Origin of the sequence: Streptomyces caniferus (assembly GCF_009811555.1) — a bacterium.
Taxonomy (GTDB): Bacteria; Actinomycetota; Actinomycetes; order Streptomycetales; family Streptomycetaceae; genus Streptomyces; species Streptomyces caniferus.
Window position 1 is genome coordinate 2,387,217 of record NZ_BLIN01000005.1, and the last position, 16,484, is coordinate 2,403,700.

Below are 16,484 nucleotides of genomic sequence, written 5' to 3' on the forward strand. Positions count from 1 at the left end.
CCGGGTGCGGCGCCACGTTCGGGGTGGGCCGGTCCGCAAAGGGGGCATCGGCCCGTAGTTCGGGGCCGAGGAGGGCCGAGTGACGGCGTACGACGAACGAGCGAGCCTTGGGGGTCCCCCCGCCCGAGCGGAGCCGAGGGTGGGGGAGGAACCGAGCTCAAGGGGAGATCTGACCGCCACCGCGGAGCGTGTTCACCGGTCGGTGGAGGGCGTGATCGAGGGCAAGCCGGAGATCGTACGGCTCGCGTTGACCGTGCTGCTGGCCGAGGGACATCTGCTGATCGAGGATGTGCCCGGTGTCGGCAAGACCATGCTCGCCAAGGCCCTCGCCCGCTCCATCGACTGCTCGGTGCGGCGTATCCAGTTCACGCCCGACCTGCTGCCCTCGGACATCACGGGCGTCAGCATCTTCGACCAGCAGCAGCGGGACTTCGAGTTCAAGCCCGGCGCGATCTTCTCCCAGATCGTGATCGGCGACGAGATCAACCGCGCCTCGCCCAAGACCCAGTCGGCGCTCCTGGAGTCCATGGAGGAGCGCCAGGTCACGATGGACGGGCAGACCTATGAGCTGCCGAGCCCGTTCATGGTCGTCGCCACCCAGAACCCGGTCGAGATGGAGGGCACCTACCCCCTCCCCGAGGCGCAGCGGGACCGCTTCATGGCGCGGGTGTCGATCGGCTACCCCAGCCCGGCGGCCGAGCTGCGGATGCTCGACGTGCACGGCGGCGCCTCGCCGCTCGACGACCTCCAGCCGGTCGCCCATGCCCACGAGATCCTGAAGCTGATCGAGGCGGTACGGACGGTCCATGTCGCCGAAACCGTGCGCAGATACACCGTGGACCTGGTGGCGGCCACCCGCAGCCACCCCGAGCTGCGGCTCGGCGCCTCACCGCGGGCGACCCTCCACCTGCTGCGCGCGGCCAAGGCCTCGGCCGCGCTCCTGGGGCGGGAGTACGCCCTCCCGGACGATGTCCAGTCGCTGGCCGCGCCGGTGCTCGCGCACCGGCTGCTGCCCACCGCCCAGGCCCAGTTGAACCGCCGGACGGCCGAACAGATCGTGCGGGAGATCGTGCAGCGCGTCCCGGTCCCCGACCCGTCCGCGCCGGCATGGCGAATGCCCGGCCAGCAGCCGCCCTGCCTACGGGGGTTGTGATGTCCGAGGGGGGCGGCGAGGGCACGGCGGAGCGGGGCGGACTGCGGGCGGCCCTCGGGGGGCTGACGACCAGGGGCAGATCGTTCCTGGCGGCCGGGGTGGCCGCCGTGGCGTGCTCCTACCTCCTGGGACAGGCGGATCTGCTGCGGGTCGGTCTGCTGCTCGCCGCCCTCCCGCTGGTGTGCGTCCTGGTGTTGCACCGCACCCGCTACCGGGTCGCGGGCAGCCGTACGCTCGCCCCCGCCCGGGTGTCCGCGGCCGCCGAGTCCCGGGTCCGGCTGGGGATGGAGAACATCTCCCGGCTGCCGACGGGTGTGCTGATGCTCCAGGACCGGGTGCCGTACGTCCTCGGTCCCCGGCCGCGCTTCGTGCTGGACCGCGTCGAGGCCGGCGGCCGCCGCGAGGTCTCCTACCGCGTCCGCTCGGACCTGCGCGGACGCTATCCGCTGGGCCCGCTGCAGCTGCGGCTCTCGGACCCCTTCGGGATGTGCGAGCTGACCCGTTCGTTCAGCTCCGTCGACACCCTGACGGTGGTGCCCCGGGTCGAACCGCTGCCGCCGGTGCGGCTGGCGGGCGAGGCCGCCGGGTACGGCGACGGGCGGCAGCGCTCCCTGGCGCTGGCCGGTGAGGACGATCTCATCCCGCGCGACTACCGGCACGGCGACGATCTGCGCCGGGTCCACTGGCGGTCCACCGCGCGCTTCGGCGAATTGATGGTCCGCAGGGAGGAGCAGCCGCAGAAGGCGCGCTGCACGGTCCTGCTCGACACCCGCGGGATCGCCCACCCGGGAGCGGGCCCCGACGCCCCGTTCGAGTGGGCGGTGGCGGGCGCCGCTTCGGCCGCGGTGCATCTGCTGGAGCGCGGCTTCTCGGTGCGGCTGCTGACCGACACCGGCACCTCGGTGCCGGGCCCCGACGGCGCCGGCGGCTTCGCGGGCGGCACCGAATCCGCCGACGCCGTGGGCCTGCTGCTGGACACCCTCGCCGTCGTGGACCACTCCGAGGAGGAGAGCCTGTCGGCGGCGTACGACGCCGTGCGCGGCGGCAACGAAGGACTGCTGATCGCCTTCTTCGGCGATCTGGACGAGGAACAGGCGGCGGTCGCCGGACGGATGCGGCAGCGCAGCGGCGCGGCCGTCGCCTTCGTGCTGGACGGCGACGCCTGGACGCGGGGCCCCGGCGGCATCAGGTTCTCCGCCGGCCAGGTCCCGGTGGCCGAACGGCTGCGGCTGCTGCGCAGGGCGGGCTGGACGGCGCTGCCGGTGGCCCCCGGCGACGCGCTCGCCGACCTGTGGCGTGCGGCCGCCGACCGTACCGGGGCAGAGCCGCAGCGGCAGGCGGCCGCAGACGCACCCGCGGACGCGCCGAAGACGGTGGCCGGGGGCTGGTCATGAACGGGGGCAGGGACATCGCAGGGGTCACGGACGGGCGGCGGCAAGGGGACGGCCGGCCGGGCAGGCCGGGCCCCCGTGTCCGGGCCGGCGGCTGGTGCGGGCGGTGCCCGGCCCCCGAGGGAAACGAGGCACGGGCATGAGCGGCCGGGCGCGACTGGCGCTGTGCGCGGTGGTGGCCACCCTGTGTGCCGCCGGCGCGCTGCTGCCGCTGGTGGATCCGATCACCTGGATGTTCGAGGCGGCGGTCCTGCTGGCCCTCATGACCGGCGTGGGCGCGGCCGCCCGCCGGGTCCCGCTCGCCGGGCCGCTGACCATCGGCGTACAGGCCCTGGCCCTCGTGCCGCTGATGACCCTGCTGTTCGTCCGGAACGAAGCGATCCTCGGACTGCTGCCGGGCCCGGACGCCCTCGCGGAGTTCGGCCGGCTGCTGCAGGACGGTCTCCGGGACGCCGGCCAGTACGCCATCCCCGCCCCCGTCACCCCCGGGATCCGGCTGCTGCTGATCTCCGGCGTGCTGGTGATCGGCCTGTCCGTGGACGCGCTGGCAGTCACCTACCGCAGCGCCGCACCCGCCGGACTGCCGCTGCTCGCGCTGTATTCGGTGGCGGCGGGACTGTCCCAAGGCGGTGCGGGCTGGCTGCTGTTCCTGATCGCGGCGGCCGGCTATCTGCTGCTCCTGCTGGCCGAGGGCCGCGACCGGCTCTCCCAGTGGGGCCGGGTGTTCGGCGGGCCGGGGACCGGCGCGGACCGGCCGGGCGGCGGGCGGGGATTCGCCGCCGGCGCCGACGGGCCGGCGTCCGCCCCGGTCCGTACGGGTCGCAGGATCGGCGCGATGGCGCTCGGGCTCGCCGTGGTCGTGCCCGCCGTGCTGCCCTCCCTCGACGGCGGGTTGCTGGGCGGCTCCGGCAACGGCACGGGACCCGGCAGCGGCGGGGGCACGATCTCCGCGGTGAACCCGCTGGTATCGCTGCAGGACAGCCTCAACCAGCCCGAGGACAAGGAAGTCCTCAACTACCGCACGACCGCCTCCGACACCCGCGACCTGTACCTGCGGATCGTCGCCCTCGACCAGTTCGACGGCACGACGTGGAAGCCCTCCGAACGCACGGTCACGGACGTCCCCGAGCGGCTTCCGCGACCGCCCGGCCTCAGCTCCGCGGTGGACCTCACCCGGATCAACACCTCCATCTCGACCGCCGGGTGGTACGCCCAGAACTGGCTGCCGCTGCCCTACCCGGCGTCCAAGGTGGACATCTCCGGGCGCTGGCGCTTCGAGCCCAAGGGCCGCACGCTCGTCGGGGACCGCGGGCAGAACACCCACGGCCTGCAGTACCAGGTCGAGAGCCTGCAAGTACGGCCCACCTCCGGGCAGCTGGCCGCCGCGCCGGCCCCGCCCACGAACCTGCTCCGCGAGTACACCAAGGTCCCGGACTCGCTGCCCTCCGTCGTACGGGACACCGCACGACGGGTCACCCGCGGCGCACCGACCACCTACGCCAAGGCCGTCAAACTCCAGGACTGGTTCGCGGTCAACGGCGGCTTCAGCTACAACACGGACGTCCGGGCGGGCAGCGGGGCCGAGGCCATCGCGCGGTTCCTGCGGCAGAAGGAGGGCTTCTGCGTCCACTTCTCCTTCTCGATGGCGGCGATGGCCCGGACCCTGGGCATCCCGGCCCGGGTCGCGGTCGGATTCACCCCGGGCACCAAGCAGCCCGACGGCACGACCTCGGTCGGTCTCAAGGACGCGCACGCCTGGCCCGAGCTGTACTTCCAGGGCATCGGCTGGACCCGCTTCGAGCCGACCCCCAGCCGCGGCAGCATCCCTGACTACGCGTACCCCGACACCCCGGGCACGACCGACCCCAGCAACCCGGACCCCGCGCCCTCCCCGTCCACGGCCCCCTCCAAGGACCCCTCCGCGGCCCCGTCGTGCGGCCCCGAGGGACAGCGGTCCGGCTCCGTCCCGGGATGCATCGCGCTGCCCACGGAGGCCGGCACCCGCCCGCCGGAGAGCGGCTCGTCCCCCTGGGCGGCCGCCGGTATCGCGCTGGGCGTCGTGCTCGTGCTGCTGCTGCCCACGGCCCCGCTGCTGTGGCGGCTGCGCACGCGCTCCCGACGGCTGGCGGACGACGGCCCGGACGGGGACTTCACGACGGGCACCCTCGCCGCCTGGCGGGAGCTGCTGGACACCGCCTGGGACTTCGGCATCCTGCCGGACGAGTCGCTGACTCCGCGTAAGGCGGCCGAGCGGATCATCCGCCTCGGAGAACTGCAACCGGAGCCCGCCGCGGCCGCCCGGCGCGTGGCGGCGGCGGTGGAGCAGGTCCTGTACGCACCGCAACCGCAGCCGGTGTCCGGGCTCGCCCTGGACGTGCACCGGGTGCGGGCCGGGTTGCGGGACGGCGCGACCCGTGTGCTGCGGTGGCGCGCCCAGCTCGCCCCGCGCTCGGTGGCGCGCCTCCGCTGGGCCTGGTCCGCCCGCTGGGCGGCGTGGCTGCTCCGGTGCCGCAACAGCCGCCCGGTGGCCGCCGCACGGCGCGCGGCGGCCGCCCTCCGGCCGGGCCGTCAGGGCGCCTAGCCATAGGGCAGGTGGCACGGAAACGTGCGGTGGCCGCCCGGACACTCGGTTCGGGCGGCCACACCACAGCATGGAGAATCCCGCTGCCCACGACCATGGCCGGCACATACCCGAACGCCGGGATCGACACGGAAGCGAACGGCTCGCCCTTCGGCGCACCGAGAAGTCGTGGCGGGAAAGAGCTGCGGGGAGAGCGGTAAGAATCCACTCGGAAGAAATGCCGGAAAAGCAGCACAAGAAAGAGATGCGAAACAAAAGGCCGGATTAACTGCCGCAGGACACGGTGGCTCGCTGAAACGGAGCGGGGAGCGGCGACTCCGGGGACCCGGTGAAGGCGGTCCGACGGACTCCGCCGCTCCGTCGGCTCAGTGGCCCTGTTGTTCGTCCCTGCGTCGCTGCCAGCGGTCCTCGATGCGGTTCATCATCGAGCGCCGCTGCCTGGCCGGTCGGCGCGCCGGCGCACCACCTCCGGAACCCGCGCCGGGCTGCTGCTCACCGTGCTTGGGAGCCTTGCGCCAGCCCGTGACCGCCAGCACCGCGCAGCCGAGCATGACGAGGAATCCCACCACGCTGATCCAGATCTGCTGCGCGACCATGCCGGCCATGAGCAGGGCGATACCCACCAGGAAGCCCGCGACCGCTTGGTAGACCCGTCGCCGGGTGTACGTACGCAGCCCGCTTCCCTCAAGCGCTGTCGCGAACTTGGGATCTTCGGCGTACAGCGCTCGCTCCATTTGCTCGAGCATGCGCTGCTCGTGCTCCGAGAGCGGCACGGAGTCCTCCTACTCGTCGGTCGCGGGGGGCGACCGGGGTGCGACCCTTTCAGGATAGGCAGGGAATCGTCCCCGTGAAACCCGCCCCTCGACGCCAATTCACTGTCCGGGCCGCCGCGGCGACCGGTGGTGATGCTGCCTGCATTCCCCACCCGCCCGTCCGCCATGCCGGAACGTCGTACCCCGATCATACGGGGCGAAGGGGCTGATCGGGTGGTCTGTGGCCGACTGCACGCGGTAGCCGGGTGTACCGCGTGGGTCAGTCGCGCTCGGCGAGGACGTGCAGCTGAGTGGCCACGGAGTGGAAGGCGGGCTGTTCCGCGGCGGCCGCTTCGAGCTTCAGCAGGGCTTCCATGGCGCCCGGCTCGGTGTCGACCAGCACCCCGGGGACGAGGTCGGCGAAGACCCGGACCCCGTGCACCGCACCGACCTGCAGACCGGTGGCGGACACCAGCTCGGTGAGCTGGTCGGCGGTGAACCGGCGCGGCATCGGGTCGCCCTCGCCCCAGCGTCCGGCCGGGTCGGTGAGGGCGTGGTGGGCCTCGGTGAAGTGACCCGCGAGGGCGCGCGCGAGGACCGCACCGCCCAGACCGGCCGCGAGCAGGCTGAGGGTGCCGGCCGGACGCAGCGCGTCGACGGCGTTGCGGATGCCCTCGGCCGGGTCGTCGACGTACTCCAGCACGCCGTGGCAGAGCACGGCGTCATAGCCGCCGCGCTCGACGACGTCGAAGAGACCGTGGGCGTCGCCCTGCACCGCGCGCACCCGGTCGGCGACGCCCGCCTCCGCGGCGCGACGCTCCAGGGCGAAGAGGGCGTTGGGGCTGGGGTCGACGACCGTGACGCGGTGGCCGAGGCGGGCGACCGGCACGGCGAAGTTGCCGGTGCCGCCGCCGGTGTCGAGGACGTCCAGGGCGTCGCGCCCGGCGGCCTTGACCCGGCGCTCCAGGGCGTCCTTGAGGACGTCCCAGACCACGGCGGTACGAAGGGATGCGCGGGGGCGCAGCGGGTCAGACACGGCGGGTGGCTCCTCGGCGGGGGCATGAACGTCTAGGCGCCCACCACCCTATTCCGTCCCGCGCCCTCCGCCGCCTACGGAGCCATCCGAGCGGGCGGTGGCGAGGGGCGGGAGGCTGGGTGGGGGCGGGGCGGGGGTGCGGGCGGGGGCATAAGGGCGGGCCGCGTGCGGGGACGGGGACGGGCAGGGGTTACGGGCGGAGGCGGGGCCACAGGCCGGACTGCGGGCGGGGACGAGGGCTACGGGCGTAGGCAGGGCGGGGTTGGACGGGCCAGGGAAGCGCGGCGGACGAGTCGGAGCGGGAGCGGAGGAGCGTGTGAGCGGAGGAGCGTGTGGCCGTCGAGGCAGGGACAGGGGCGGTGGGCAAGCCGGGGCAGGGGCTGCGGAGGTCCGGGCACGGGGATGCCAGGGCGGGGACAGGGGCGGTAGACGAGCCGGGGCAGGGGGCGGCGGAGGGACTGGACACGTGGACGCCGGGCGGGGAGATGGGCGCCGGGCGGGCTGGGGCAGGGGGCGACGGAAGGGTGGGGTGCGACTGCCGGGCGGGGCAGCGGGCAGCGGGCAAGCCAGGGGCAGGCAACAGCTAAGGGGCTGGGCGCGGCGCGGCAGCGTGCGGGGAGGCGCGGGCCGCTGGTTGCGGCCCGCGGCAACGGGCGGCGCACCGGGGCTGCGTGCCGGGGAGAGGCAGGTCGGCGGGGTCGACACCCGGCGGACGGACGGGTGAGTGCGGCTTCTTCGCCTTCCCTCCTTCCCCCTCCCCTCCCCCCCGGGCCCCCGCCCGCACCCACCCCGCTCCCCCTCGCCCACTCCTCGCCGGCCGCTCACCCACTCCTCGCCGGCTTCTCGCCGACTCCTCGGCGCCCCGGTCAGCCGTCACCGGTCAGCCGTCAGCCGCCCGCGCTATCGCTCCCTATCCCGCCCGCTGTGGTGGCAGGGACGGCTGGAGGAGCAGCATGCGCTCGACCAGGCGCAGGAACATGGCGGCGTCGCGCAGCAGGTCGTCGGCGTCCCGGCGGGAGGCCGCGCCGGCTATGCCCGCCTCGGCCTTCGCCCGGCGGGCCGCCCCGGCGGCGAAGAGGGCGCTCCACTCGGCGAGTTCGGGTGCCACCTCGGGAAGGACCTCCCAGGCGCTGCGGATACGCTGCCTGCGGCGCACGGTGGTCTCCGGCCGGCCACGGACGGCGAGGACGGCGGCGGCGGTGCGCAGCGCGGCCAGATGGGCCGTGGCGAACTGCTCGTTGGGGGTTTCCAGGGTCTGTGCCTCGTCGAGGCCCTGCTGGGCCTGGGCGAGCAGGCTGAGGGCGGCGGGTGGCGCGGCCGCCCGTCGCAGGACGGGGTGGACATCGCTCGGGGGACCGTACGCAGCGGAGCTGCCCCCAGGGGGACGAGCTGCCATGACGAACCTCCTGTCGTCGCATGCCGGTTCGGGACCGAATGCCGATTCGGGACCGTATGAAGCCATCGTGACGTACGCCACTGACAATCGGCACTGACCTGCACTTACGTGGGAAAGGGGACACGCTCCGCGGCGAATTCCCGCGATCGGTTCCCCCCACCCCCTTGCGGGACCGGGGACGGAATACCGATACTTTTTGAACTGACCAGTCAGTTCAAGGAGGGGATCGTGGACAGCACCCCGCACGGAGCGGCGGTCACGGCCGCGGGATTCGGGGTCAAGGGCCCCCGCGGATGGGCGTTCCGGGACATCGACCTCACCGCCGGACCCGGCTCAGTGATCGCCGTACAGGGCCCTTCGGGCTCGGGCCGTACGTGTCTGCTGCTCGCGCTCACCGGCCGGATGAAGTCCGCCGCCGGCACCGCCGAGGTCGGCGGACTGCCGCTGCCGAAGAAGATGTCCGCCGTCCGGTCCGTCACGGCGCTCGCCCATGTGCCAGGGGTCGCCGAGCTCGATCCCGCCCTCACCGTGGGCGAACACCTGCGGGAACGCGCCCTGCTGCAAGGCCGGTTCGGCGGCTCGCTGCGTGCGCTGCTGCGGCCTCGGCGCGAGCGCCGGGCCGAGGCCCGCGCCTTGGTGGACACCGCGCTCACCGCGGCCGGTCTCGACCTGGAGTCGCTGCCCAAGGGGATCCGTACGTCCGTCCGCGACCTGGAACGGCTGGAGGCACTGCGCCTCTCCGTGGCGCTCGCGCTGATCGGCGGTCCGCGGCTGCTGGCCGTCGACGACACCGATCTGAAGCTGTCCGACCACGAGCGCGCCGCGGCCTGGGAGTTGCTGCGCGGCCTGGCGGCGGCCGGTACCACCGTGCTCGCGGTGTGCAGCGAACCGCCGGAGGAGGGCGAGGGCGTGGTGCTGGTGCACACGGGCAGCCGCCCCGAACGGGACGCCCCGAAGGGCGCGCCCGGCACCTCCCCCGCCACCACGGACGCCACGCCCCCCGCGGACAGCAAGAGCCCCAAGCACAACACGGGCAGCACAGACAGCACGGACAGCACGGACAGCACAGACCACGCGGACAGCACGGGCACCACCGGCAACGAAAGCACCAAGCGCGACAAGCAGCAGGGACCCGACGACGAGGAGGGGGCGGCCGATGCGCTCGCCGAAGCTGGCCGCGCTTGAGCTGAAGCGGTTCGGGAGGGGGAAGCTGCCGCGCGCCGCACTGGCCGCTCTTCTGCTGCTGCCGCTCCTGTACGGCGCGCTGTACCTGTGGTCCTTCTGGGACCCGTACGGCCGACTGGACAAGATTCCGGTGGCGCTGGTCAACGAGGACAAGGGCGCGGCCGTCGACGGGAAGCACCTCTCGGCCGGTGACAGCATCGTCTCGGGGCTGCGCGACAGCCGTACCTTCGACTGGCACCCGGTGGACGCCAAGGGGGCCGATCAGGGCGTCGAGGACGGCTCGTACTACCTCTCGCTGACCATCCCGAAGGACTTCAGCCGGCGGATCGCCTCCAGCTCCGGGGACCACCCGGAGACCGGCGCCCTCAAGGTGCGGACGAACGACGCGAACAACTACATCGTCGGGCAGATCTCCCGGACGGTGTTCTCCGAGGTGCGCTCCGCGGCCTCGGTGAAGTCGTCGCGCACCTTCCTGGACAAGATCTTCGTCTCGTTCTCCACGCTGCACGGCAAGACCGAACAGGCCGCGGACGGCGCCGACCGCCTCAACGACGGGATCGGGCAGGCCCGGCACGGCGCGGGCAAGCTCGCCGACGGCCTGGGCACCGCGAAGGACGGCAGCGGCAAGCTGGTCGCGGGCCTGGGCGACCTGGACGCGGGGGCGGGACGGCTCTCCCAGGGCAGCTCCGACCTCGCCCGGGGAGCCGGGACCGCCGCCCACGGCTCGCGCCAACTGGCCGACGGTTCCGGGCAGGTGGCGCAGGGGACCCAGCAGCTGGCCGACACGGTCAACGGAGTCGTCGGCAAGGTGGGGCCCTTCATCCGGGCGCACGGCAAGGAGATCGGCGAGGCGGCGCGGCTCGTCGCCGACGGTTCGCAGGCGGTCCGCGACCATCTGGACAAGCTCCCCGCCGCGGCGTCCACGGGAGCGGAGCTCTCCCGTGGGATCTCCGACCATCTGGCCGCCTACTACCGGCTGCGCTGCGAGAGCGCGGTGCCGCTCGACACCTCCTGCACGGAGCTGAAGCAGCTCAAGGAGCAGGCGGCCACCGCGGCGGACAAGGCCGAGGAGGTCAGCGGGTACGTCCACGACCAGAAGAACCTCGACCAGCTGGGCCGGGACCTGGACACGCTGCACTCCCTGGCGGGCGAGCTGGCGCAGCGCGGGCCGACCCTGGGCGCCGACATGGACGCCGCCGTCAAGAAGATCAACGACCTCAACGACGGGGCGCACAAGGTGTCCGCAGGGGCGCGCAAACTGGCCGCGGGCAACGCCCGGTTGGCCGCCGGTGCGGACAAGCTCGACAACGGCGCGCACGAGCTGCACGACGGTACGGGCCGCGCCGTCACCGGTATGGGCGACCTCGACTCCGGTGTGAGCAGGCTCAAGGACGGCGCCCACACACTGAACGGCGGCATGTTCAAGCTCTCCGACGGCTCGCAGAAGCTGGCCGGCGGGCTGCACGACGGGGCGCAGCAGATCCCCGATTACGGCAAGAAGGACCGCGACGCACGCACCCAGGTCATGTCCGACCCCGTGCAGCTGGCCTCGGAGGCCGCCCACAAGGCGCCGAACTACGGCACCGGGTTCGCCCCGTACTTCATCCCGCTGTCCCTGTGGGTCGGCGCCATGGTGGCGTACATGCTGATCCAGCCGCTGAACCGGCGGGCCCTGGCGATGGGCGCGCCCTCCTGGCGCGTGGCGGTCTCGGGGTGGCTGCCGGTGTTCGGTGTGGGGGTGCTGCAGACCGCGGCCCTGATGTCCGTACTGCACTTCGGGCTGGGCCTGGAGATGGTGCGGGCGGCCGGCACGATCGGTTTCCTCGTCCTGGTCACGGCCTGTTTCTCGGCGATCGTGCAGTGGCTGAACGCGCAGTTCGGCCCGGCCGGCCGGATCCTGGTGCTGGCGCTGCTGATGCTCCAGCTGACCTCGGCGGGCGGCACCTACCCCGTGCAGACCAGTCCGGGCTTCTTCGCCGCCATCCACCCCTACCTGCCGATGAGTTACATCGTGGAGGGGCTGCGCCGGCTCATCACGGGCGGGGACCTCGCGCCCGTATGGCAGGGCAGTGTGGTGCTGCCGGCGTTCACCGCGGGGGCGCTCGTACTGACGTCCCTGACGGCGCGCGGCCGCCAGGTGGTGCGGATGAAGGACCTCCACCCGGAGCTGAGCCTGTGAGCACCCGCCTTCCCCCGGCTGCCGCCGGGAGGTGCCCCCGGGCCACCACCGCCCTGCCGGGGGAGCCGGGCGCCGCGCGTCGATCGGCGGGGACCGGCACAATCGCCCCCATGGACAGCTCCAATACACGTCGCGACGCCACCCGGCGCAAGCTCTTCGAGGCCGCGGTCACGCTCATCGCCGAACAGGGCTTCTCGTCCACCACGGTGGACGAGATCGCCGAGCGCGCGGGCGTCGCGAAGGGCACGGTCTACTACAACTTCGCCAGCAAGAACGTGCTCTTCGAAGAGCTGTTGCGGCACGGCATCGAGATGCTGGCGACCTCCTTGCAGGAGGCCGCCGAGGAGGTCACCGGCCGGGGCGGCAGCCGGATCGACGCACTGGACGCGATGATCCGGGCGGGGCTGGACTTCATCTCCCGTTACCCGGCGCTCACCCAGCTCTACGTCGCCGAGCTGTGGCGCACCAACCGGGCCTGGCAGTCGACGCTGATGGTGGTGCGCGAGCGGGCCATCACGGTGGTGGAGGACGTGCTGCGCGAGGCGGTGGCGGGCGGGGAGCTGAGCGAGGAGATCGACATCCCGCTGACCGCCTCGGCGCTGTTCGGGATGGTCCTGGTGGCGGCCCTGGACTGGCAGTCCTACCAGCCGGACCGGTCGATCGACGACGTGCACGCGGCGCTGTCGCGGCTGCTCCAGGGGCGGGTCAGCGGCCGGCCCTCGTAGCCGGGCGGTGCTTCCCGGGGGAGAGAGGCGGTGCGCGCCGCATGGTCAGGTTCGACACGCACCGCTTTTCTTCCCCCGGGGCCCGCACAAAAGAGTGCGCTGCCCTGGCACGGATCGTTCCCCCATCGATCCGACCAGGACAGCGCTTCCCCCGTACTCCCCCGTGCTTCCCCCGTGTTCCCCCGTCACGTCCGGGAGCCACGCCGTTCCGCCGCCCCGTGTCGGCGGTGCGGCGCCGCTTCCCTTCCGTGGTCCCCACTCTTCCTTCCGGGCGGGTGCCGGCCCATCCGCGTACCTACTCATCTCGGGGCCTGAGTACGGATACTCAAAGGTGAGCACCGGCCCCCAGCGGGGGCCTACGCTTTGCGGCGTGTCCGTACTTCCCTTGGTGTTCACCAGTGGCTGGGCGAGCGGGATCAACGCCTACGCCGTCGTCCTGCTCTTCGGCCTGCTCGGCGCGACGGGGGTCACCGACGAGGTGCCCGCGGCGCTGCAGCGCCCCGATGTGCTGATCGTGGCCGGAGTGCTCTTCCTGTGCGAGGCCGTCGCCGACAAGATCCCGTACGTCGACTCGGTCTGGGACTCCGTGCACACGGTGATCCGGCCGGTGGCCGGCGCCGTCGTGGCGGCGCTGCTGGCCGGCCACAACGGTTCGCTGCCCGAGCTGGCGGCGGGCGCGGTGGGCGGTTCCACGGCGCTGCTGAGCCACCTCGTCAAGGCGGGAACCCGGATCGCGGTCAACACCTCACCGGAGCCGGCCAGCAACATCGTGCTGAGCCTCGCCGAGGATCTGGGCGTCGCCGGGCTCCTCGCCTTCGCCGTGTTCCATCCGGTGGCCGCGGCGGCCATCGCGGCGACGCTGCTGGCCGCGGGCATCGCGCTGGTGGTCTTCCTGTGGTCGCGGATCCGCCGCTACCTCAGGCGCCGTCGGCAGCGGCGCGAGGAGAAGCGGATGGCCGCGGCGGGCGGGGCGCTGCCACCGGCGGTCTGACGGCGTGCCGCCACCGGCTGCGGCGCTGCCGCGGCCGGACCGGGCCCGAGGCCGTGCCGGCGTTGTCAGTGGGTCCGGATAAAGTCGCAGGCATGGCACGGATTGCGGTGATCGGCGCCGGGATGGGCGCGATGGCAGCCGCCGCCCGGCTGGCCGTCGCGGGCCACCGGGTGGCGGTCTTCGAGCGCGGCGCGACGCACGGCGGCGCGCTGCAGCGGTGGGAACGGGACGGCTTCGCCTTCGACACGGGGCCCGGCCTGCTGCATCTGCCGGCCGTCTACCGCGATCTTTTCCTCAAGACCGGCCGCGAGCCGCTGGAGAGCTGCGTCGAGCTGTCCCAGGTCGACCCCGCGAGCCGCCATGTCTTCGCCGACGGAACGGCCGTATCGCTGCCGAACGCCTCGCGGGCCGGGGTGCTGGCGGCCCTGGACGAGGCGCTGGGCGCGGGCTGCGGTGAACGCTGGAGCGCGCTGATGGGCCGTGCCCGCGAGGCCTGGGACGCCACCCGCCGGCCGCTCCTGGAGGAGCCGCTGTGGCAGGACTGGCGGGTGCTGGGGCGCGATCCGTATCCGGCGGTGCGCCGGCGCGGGCTGTTCGGCCGGGGCAAGGGCCCCACCACCGCCACGCTCGCCGAAGTGGCCCGCCGCGAGCTGGCCGACCCCCGGCTGACCGCGCTGCTGGAGAGCCATGCGCTGGCGTACGGCTTCGATCCGCGCAGCGCCCCGGCGAGCGCCGTCGTGCTGCCGTACATGGAGCAGACCTTCGGGAGTTGGTATCCGCGCGGCGGGATGCGGGCGCTGGCCGATGCGCTGTACGAACGCTGCCTGGCGCGCAAGGTCGAGTTCGGTTTCGGCACGGCGGTGACCGGGATCGTGGAGAAGGACGGCCGGGCGGCGGGCGTCGAGCTGGCCGACGGCCGGGTGTCCGAGGCGGAGTTCGTGGTCGCGGGCATCGATCCGGTGCGGCTCGTGGAGCTCTGCGGGGGCAGGGAGCCCTGGGGCGCCGACGAGGTGCGGCCCGACCTGGGCCCGGGTGACCGGGCCACGGGGCGGCTGACGGTCTGTCTGGCCCTGCGCGGCGCGCGCCCCGCGGACGCCGTGCACCGCACGGTGGTCCATGCCCCGGACCGCGAGGCCGAGTTGGCGGGCGTGTTCGGCGACGGCCCGGGGCTGCGGGATCCTTGCGACCGGCCCACGGTGACGGTGCTGCGGCCGGACGATCCGGCGTCCCGGCCGGACGCGGACCATGAAGCGGTGACCCTCACCGCGACGGTGGCCCCGCACGGCCCGGTCGACTGGCTCGACGGAGAGGCCGTGGCGGCCGATGCGGAGCGGATGACCGAGATCGCCGAGGCCGCCGTTCCCGGGCTGCGGGAGCGGGTGCTGTGGCGGGAGGCGCTGCCTCCGACGCCGGAGACGCTGGTGCCGGGGCCGGCGCTGGCCGGCCGCGAAGGGCGTTTTCTGCGGCCCGGCAACCGCACCCGCATACCAGGGCTCTACGCGGTCGGCGGCTGGTCGCACCCGGGCGGCGGTCCGGCGCATGCCGGGATGTCCGGCGCGATCGTCGCGGGACTCATCGTGAACGGCGACGACTGGCACGGCTCCACCTGAGCGGCGCGGCCCCCGGCTGTCCGGCTGTCCCAACGGGCCGGAGCCGGAGCCCGTCGCGGCGGCACCCGCCGCGACGCCGTCGGGCCGTGCGCCCGTCCGGCCGTGCATCCCCGTCCGTCCGGCCGGCCGTGCGTCCAGCGGGGCAGTAGCGGCCGGGTCAGTAGCGGTACTGCTGCCCGTCGTACCCGGGCTGCTGGTAGGGCGGGTAGGGCTGCTGCTCGGGCGGCAGTTCGCCGTCGCGCTGCTGGGGGACCCAGACACCGCCGGGCGGGGTCTCGCCGTAGCCCTGGCCGAGCGGCTGCCCCTGGGCGTCGTACTGCTGGGCCGCATAGGGAGACGCGGCGTAGGGGTCCGCCTGCTGGTAGGGGTCCCCCTGCTGGTAGGGGTCGTAGGACGCGGCGTACTGCTGGGCGCCGAGGTACGGGTCGGCGTAGGGCGCCTGCTGGCCCTGGCCCTGCCCCGAACCGTCGCCGTACGCCGCATAGGGGTCGGCGTAGGGGTCCTGGCCGGCTCCGGTCTGGTCGTAACCGCCGCCGTACGCATAGCCGTTGCCGTTGCCGGCGTCGTTGCCGGCGGCACCGTTGTAGGCGTCGTAGCCGCTGTAGTCGGGCTGCTGGCCGCGGGCGTCGGGGCTGTAGACGCCGTACTGGCCGGTCTCCTCGGGCATCGGCTGCGGGGCGTAGACGGCGGTGGTGTCGGCCCGCGCGAAGTCGTCCGGGAAGGCGAACGCCTGTGTGGCGTAGGCGCCTTGGTCCTGCTGCTGCCCCTGGTACGGGTCCTGGCCGCGGTAGTCGTCGCCGGCGGTGTAGTCGTAGAAACCCTGCCCGATCACGGTCTCCTGCGCGGCGAAGGCCTCCTGCCCCGCGGCGGTGTTCTGCGCGGCGAAGCCGTCCTGCCCCGCGTAGGAGCCCGGCCCGCCGTAGGAGCCCTGCCCGGCATACGTTTCCTGTCCGGCATAGGTGTCCTGACCCGCGTAAGGGTCCTGCCCGCCGGAGGCGTTCTGCCTGCGCGAGGGGTCCACGCTCTGGAAGCCGCCGGTGCTCTCGAAGGTGTCCGGGCCGCCGTCGTCGAACCGGCCGAGGCCCTCGCCGGGCGGCACCGCCTCCAGGCCGGAGACCTCCAGGGTCGGCTCGGCCGGCGGCGGTGCGGAGGAGCGGGCCCGTCGGCGCCCGCCGCCCTCGCCGGACGCCCCGGCCTTGCCGCGCAGCGCCCAGCCGGTCGTGAAACCGCGGCGGAAGGAGAGCGTCACATTCGTCTGGCCGATGGCGAAGGCGACAAGTCCCAGCCCGATCACGGCTATTGACGGGATGACGACGCCGACGACCACGGCGAGGAAACCGGCGAAGGCCAGCAGCCGCCAGCGCAGCCGCGCCTTGTTCTGGAGCAGTACCTCACCCAACAGCCACAGAGCAACCAGGCCGAACGCGATGTAGAGGACCGTCCAGCCCATATACGCCCCTCTTCCGCCGCTCGCCGGCCACAGTG

General features: G+C 73.6%; 12 protein-coding genes. 8 read left to right on the plus strand and 4 right to left on the minus strand.

Annotated features, from left to right (window positions below; translation table 11 throughout):
* Positions 1–79 precede the first annotated feature (79 nt).
* From Scani_RS27085 to Scani_RS27095, 3 genes are all read left to right on the plus strand, one after another.
* Positions 80–1,153 (plus strand): AAA family ATPase, encoded by a 1,074-nt coding sequence (locus tag Scani_RS27085; RefSeq protein WP_371872379.1) that lies wholly within the window; start codon positions 80–82, stop codon positions 1,151–1,153.
* Entirely contained in the window at positions 1,153–2,547 is a 1,395-nt protein-coding gene (locus Scani_RS27090; protein WP_159480430.1) for a DUF58 domain-containing protein, read from the plus strand. Before Scani_RS27085 ends, Scani_RS27090 begins: the two co-directional genes overlap by 1 nt.
* A 136-nt stretch (positions 2,548–2,683) precedes the next feature.
* The gene (locus tag Scani_RS27095; RefSeq protein ID WP_159480431.1) at positions 2,684–5,125 is read left to right on the plus strand and encodes a transglutaminase TgpA family protein; all 2,442 of its coding nucleotides are present in this window, start codon (positions 2,684–2,686) and stop codon (positions 5,123–5,125) included.
* A 365-nt stretch (positions 5,126–5,490) separates the two neighbouring features.
* On the opposite strand, the gene Scani_RS27100 is transcribed toward Scani_RS27095, so the two are convergent.
* The 3 genes from Scani_RS27100 to Scani_RS27110 all read right to left on the minus strand — a co-directional run bounded on the left by Scani_RS27100 (position 5,491) and on the right by Scani_RS27110 (position 8,309).
* Positions 5,491–5,898 (minus strand): SCO2097 family morphological protein, encoded by a 408-nt coding sequence (locus Scani_RS27100; protein ID WP_159480432.1) that lies wholly within the window; start codon positions 5,896–5,898, stop codon positions 5,491–5,493.
* Positions 5,899–6,157: 259 nt separating this feature from the next.
* On the minus strand, positions 6,158–6,913 hold the full coding sequence (locus tag Scani_RS27105; RefSeq protein WP_159480433.1) for a methyltransferase: 756 nt from the start codon (positions 6,911–6,913) through the stop codon (positions 6,158–6,160).
* Between the two features lie 910 nt (positions 6,914–7,823).
* Positions 7,824–8,309 (minus strand): SAV_6107 family HEPN domain-containing protein, encoded by a 486-nt coding sequence (locus tag Scani_RS27110; protein WP_159480434.1) that lies wholly within the window; start codon positions 8,307–8,309, stop codon positions 7,824–7,826.
* Between the two features lie 228 nt (positions 8,310–8,537).
* Between Scani_RS27110 and Scani_RS27115 the strand changes: the two genes are divergently transcribed.
* The 5 genes from Scani_RS27115 to Scani_RS27135 all read left to right on the plus strand — a co-directional run bounded on the left by Scani_RS27115 (position 8,538) and on the right by Scani_RS27135 (position 14,999).
* Positions 8,538–9,494, plus strand: coding sequence for an ATP-binding cassette domain-containing protein (locus Scani_RS27115; protein WP_159480435.1), 957 nt, complete (start codon positions 8,538–8,540; stop codon positions 9,492–9,494).
* Complete coding sequence (locus Scani_RS27120; RefSeq protein ID WP_159480436.1) at positions 9,466–11,673, plus strand: YhgE/Pip domain-containing protein; 2,208 nt, start codon at positions 9,466–9,468, stop codon at positions 11,671–11,673. The genes Scani_RS27115 and Scani_RS27120 overlap by 29 nt, the downstream gene beginning before the upstream one ends.
* Before the next feature lie 110 nt (positions 11,674–11,783).
* Positions 11,784–12,398, plus strand: a complete 615-nt coding sequence (locus Scani_RS27125) for a TetR/AcrR family transcriptional regulator (RefSeq protein ID WP_159480437.1) — start codon at positions 11,784–11,786, stop codon at positions 12,396–12,398.
* Positions 12,399–12,768: 370 nt separating this feature from the next.
* On the plus strand, positions 12,769–13,389 hold the full coding sequence (locus Scani_RS27130; protein ID WP_159480438.1) for a DUF4126 domain-containing protein: 621 nt from the start codon (positions 12,769–12,771) through the stop codon (positions 13,387–13,389).
* A gap of 92 nt (positions 13,390–13,481) precedes the next feature.
* Positions 13,482–14,999, plus strand: a complete 1,518-nt coding sequence (locus tag Scani_RS27135) for a phytoene desaturase family protein (RefSeq protein WP_159480439.1) — start codon at positions 13,482–13,484, stop codon at positions 14,997–14,999.
* 157 nt (positions 15,000–15,156) lie between these two features.
* On the opposite strand, the gene Scani_RS27140 is transcribed toward Scani_RS27135, so the two are convergent.
* Positions 15,157–16,449: a hypothetical protein gene (locus Scani_RS27140; RefSeq protein WP_159480440.1), complete on the minus strand. Its 1,293-nt coding sequence runs from the start codon at positions 16,447–16,449 to the stop codon at positions 15,157–15,159.
* Positions 16,450–16,484: the final 35 nt, after the last annotated feature.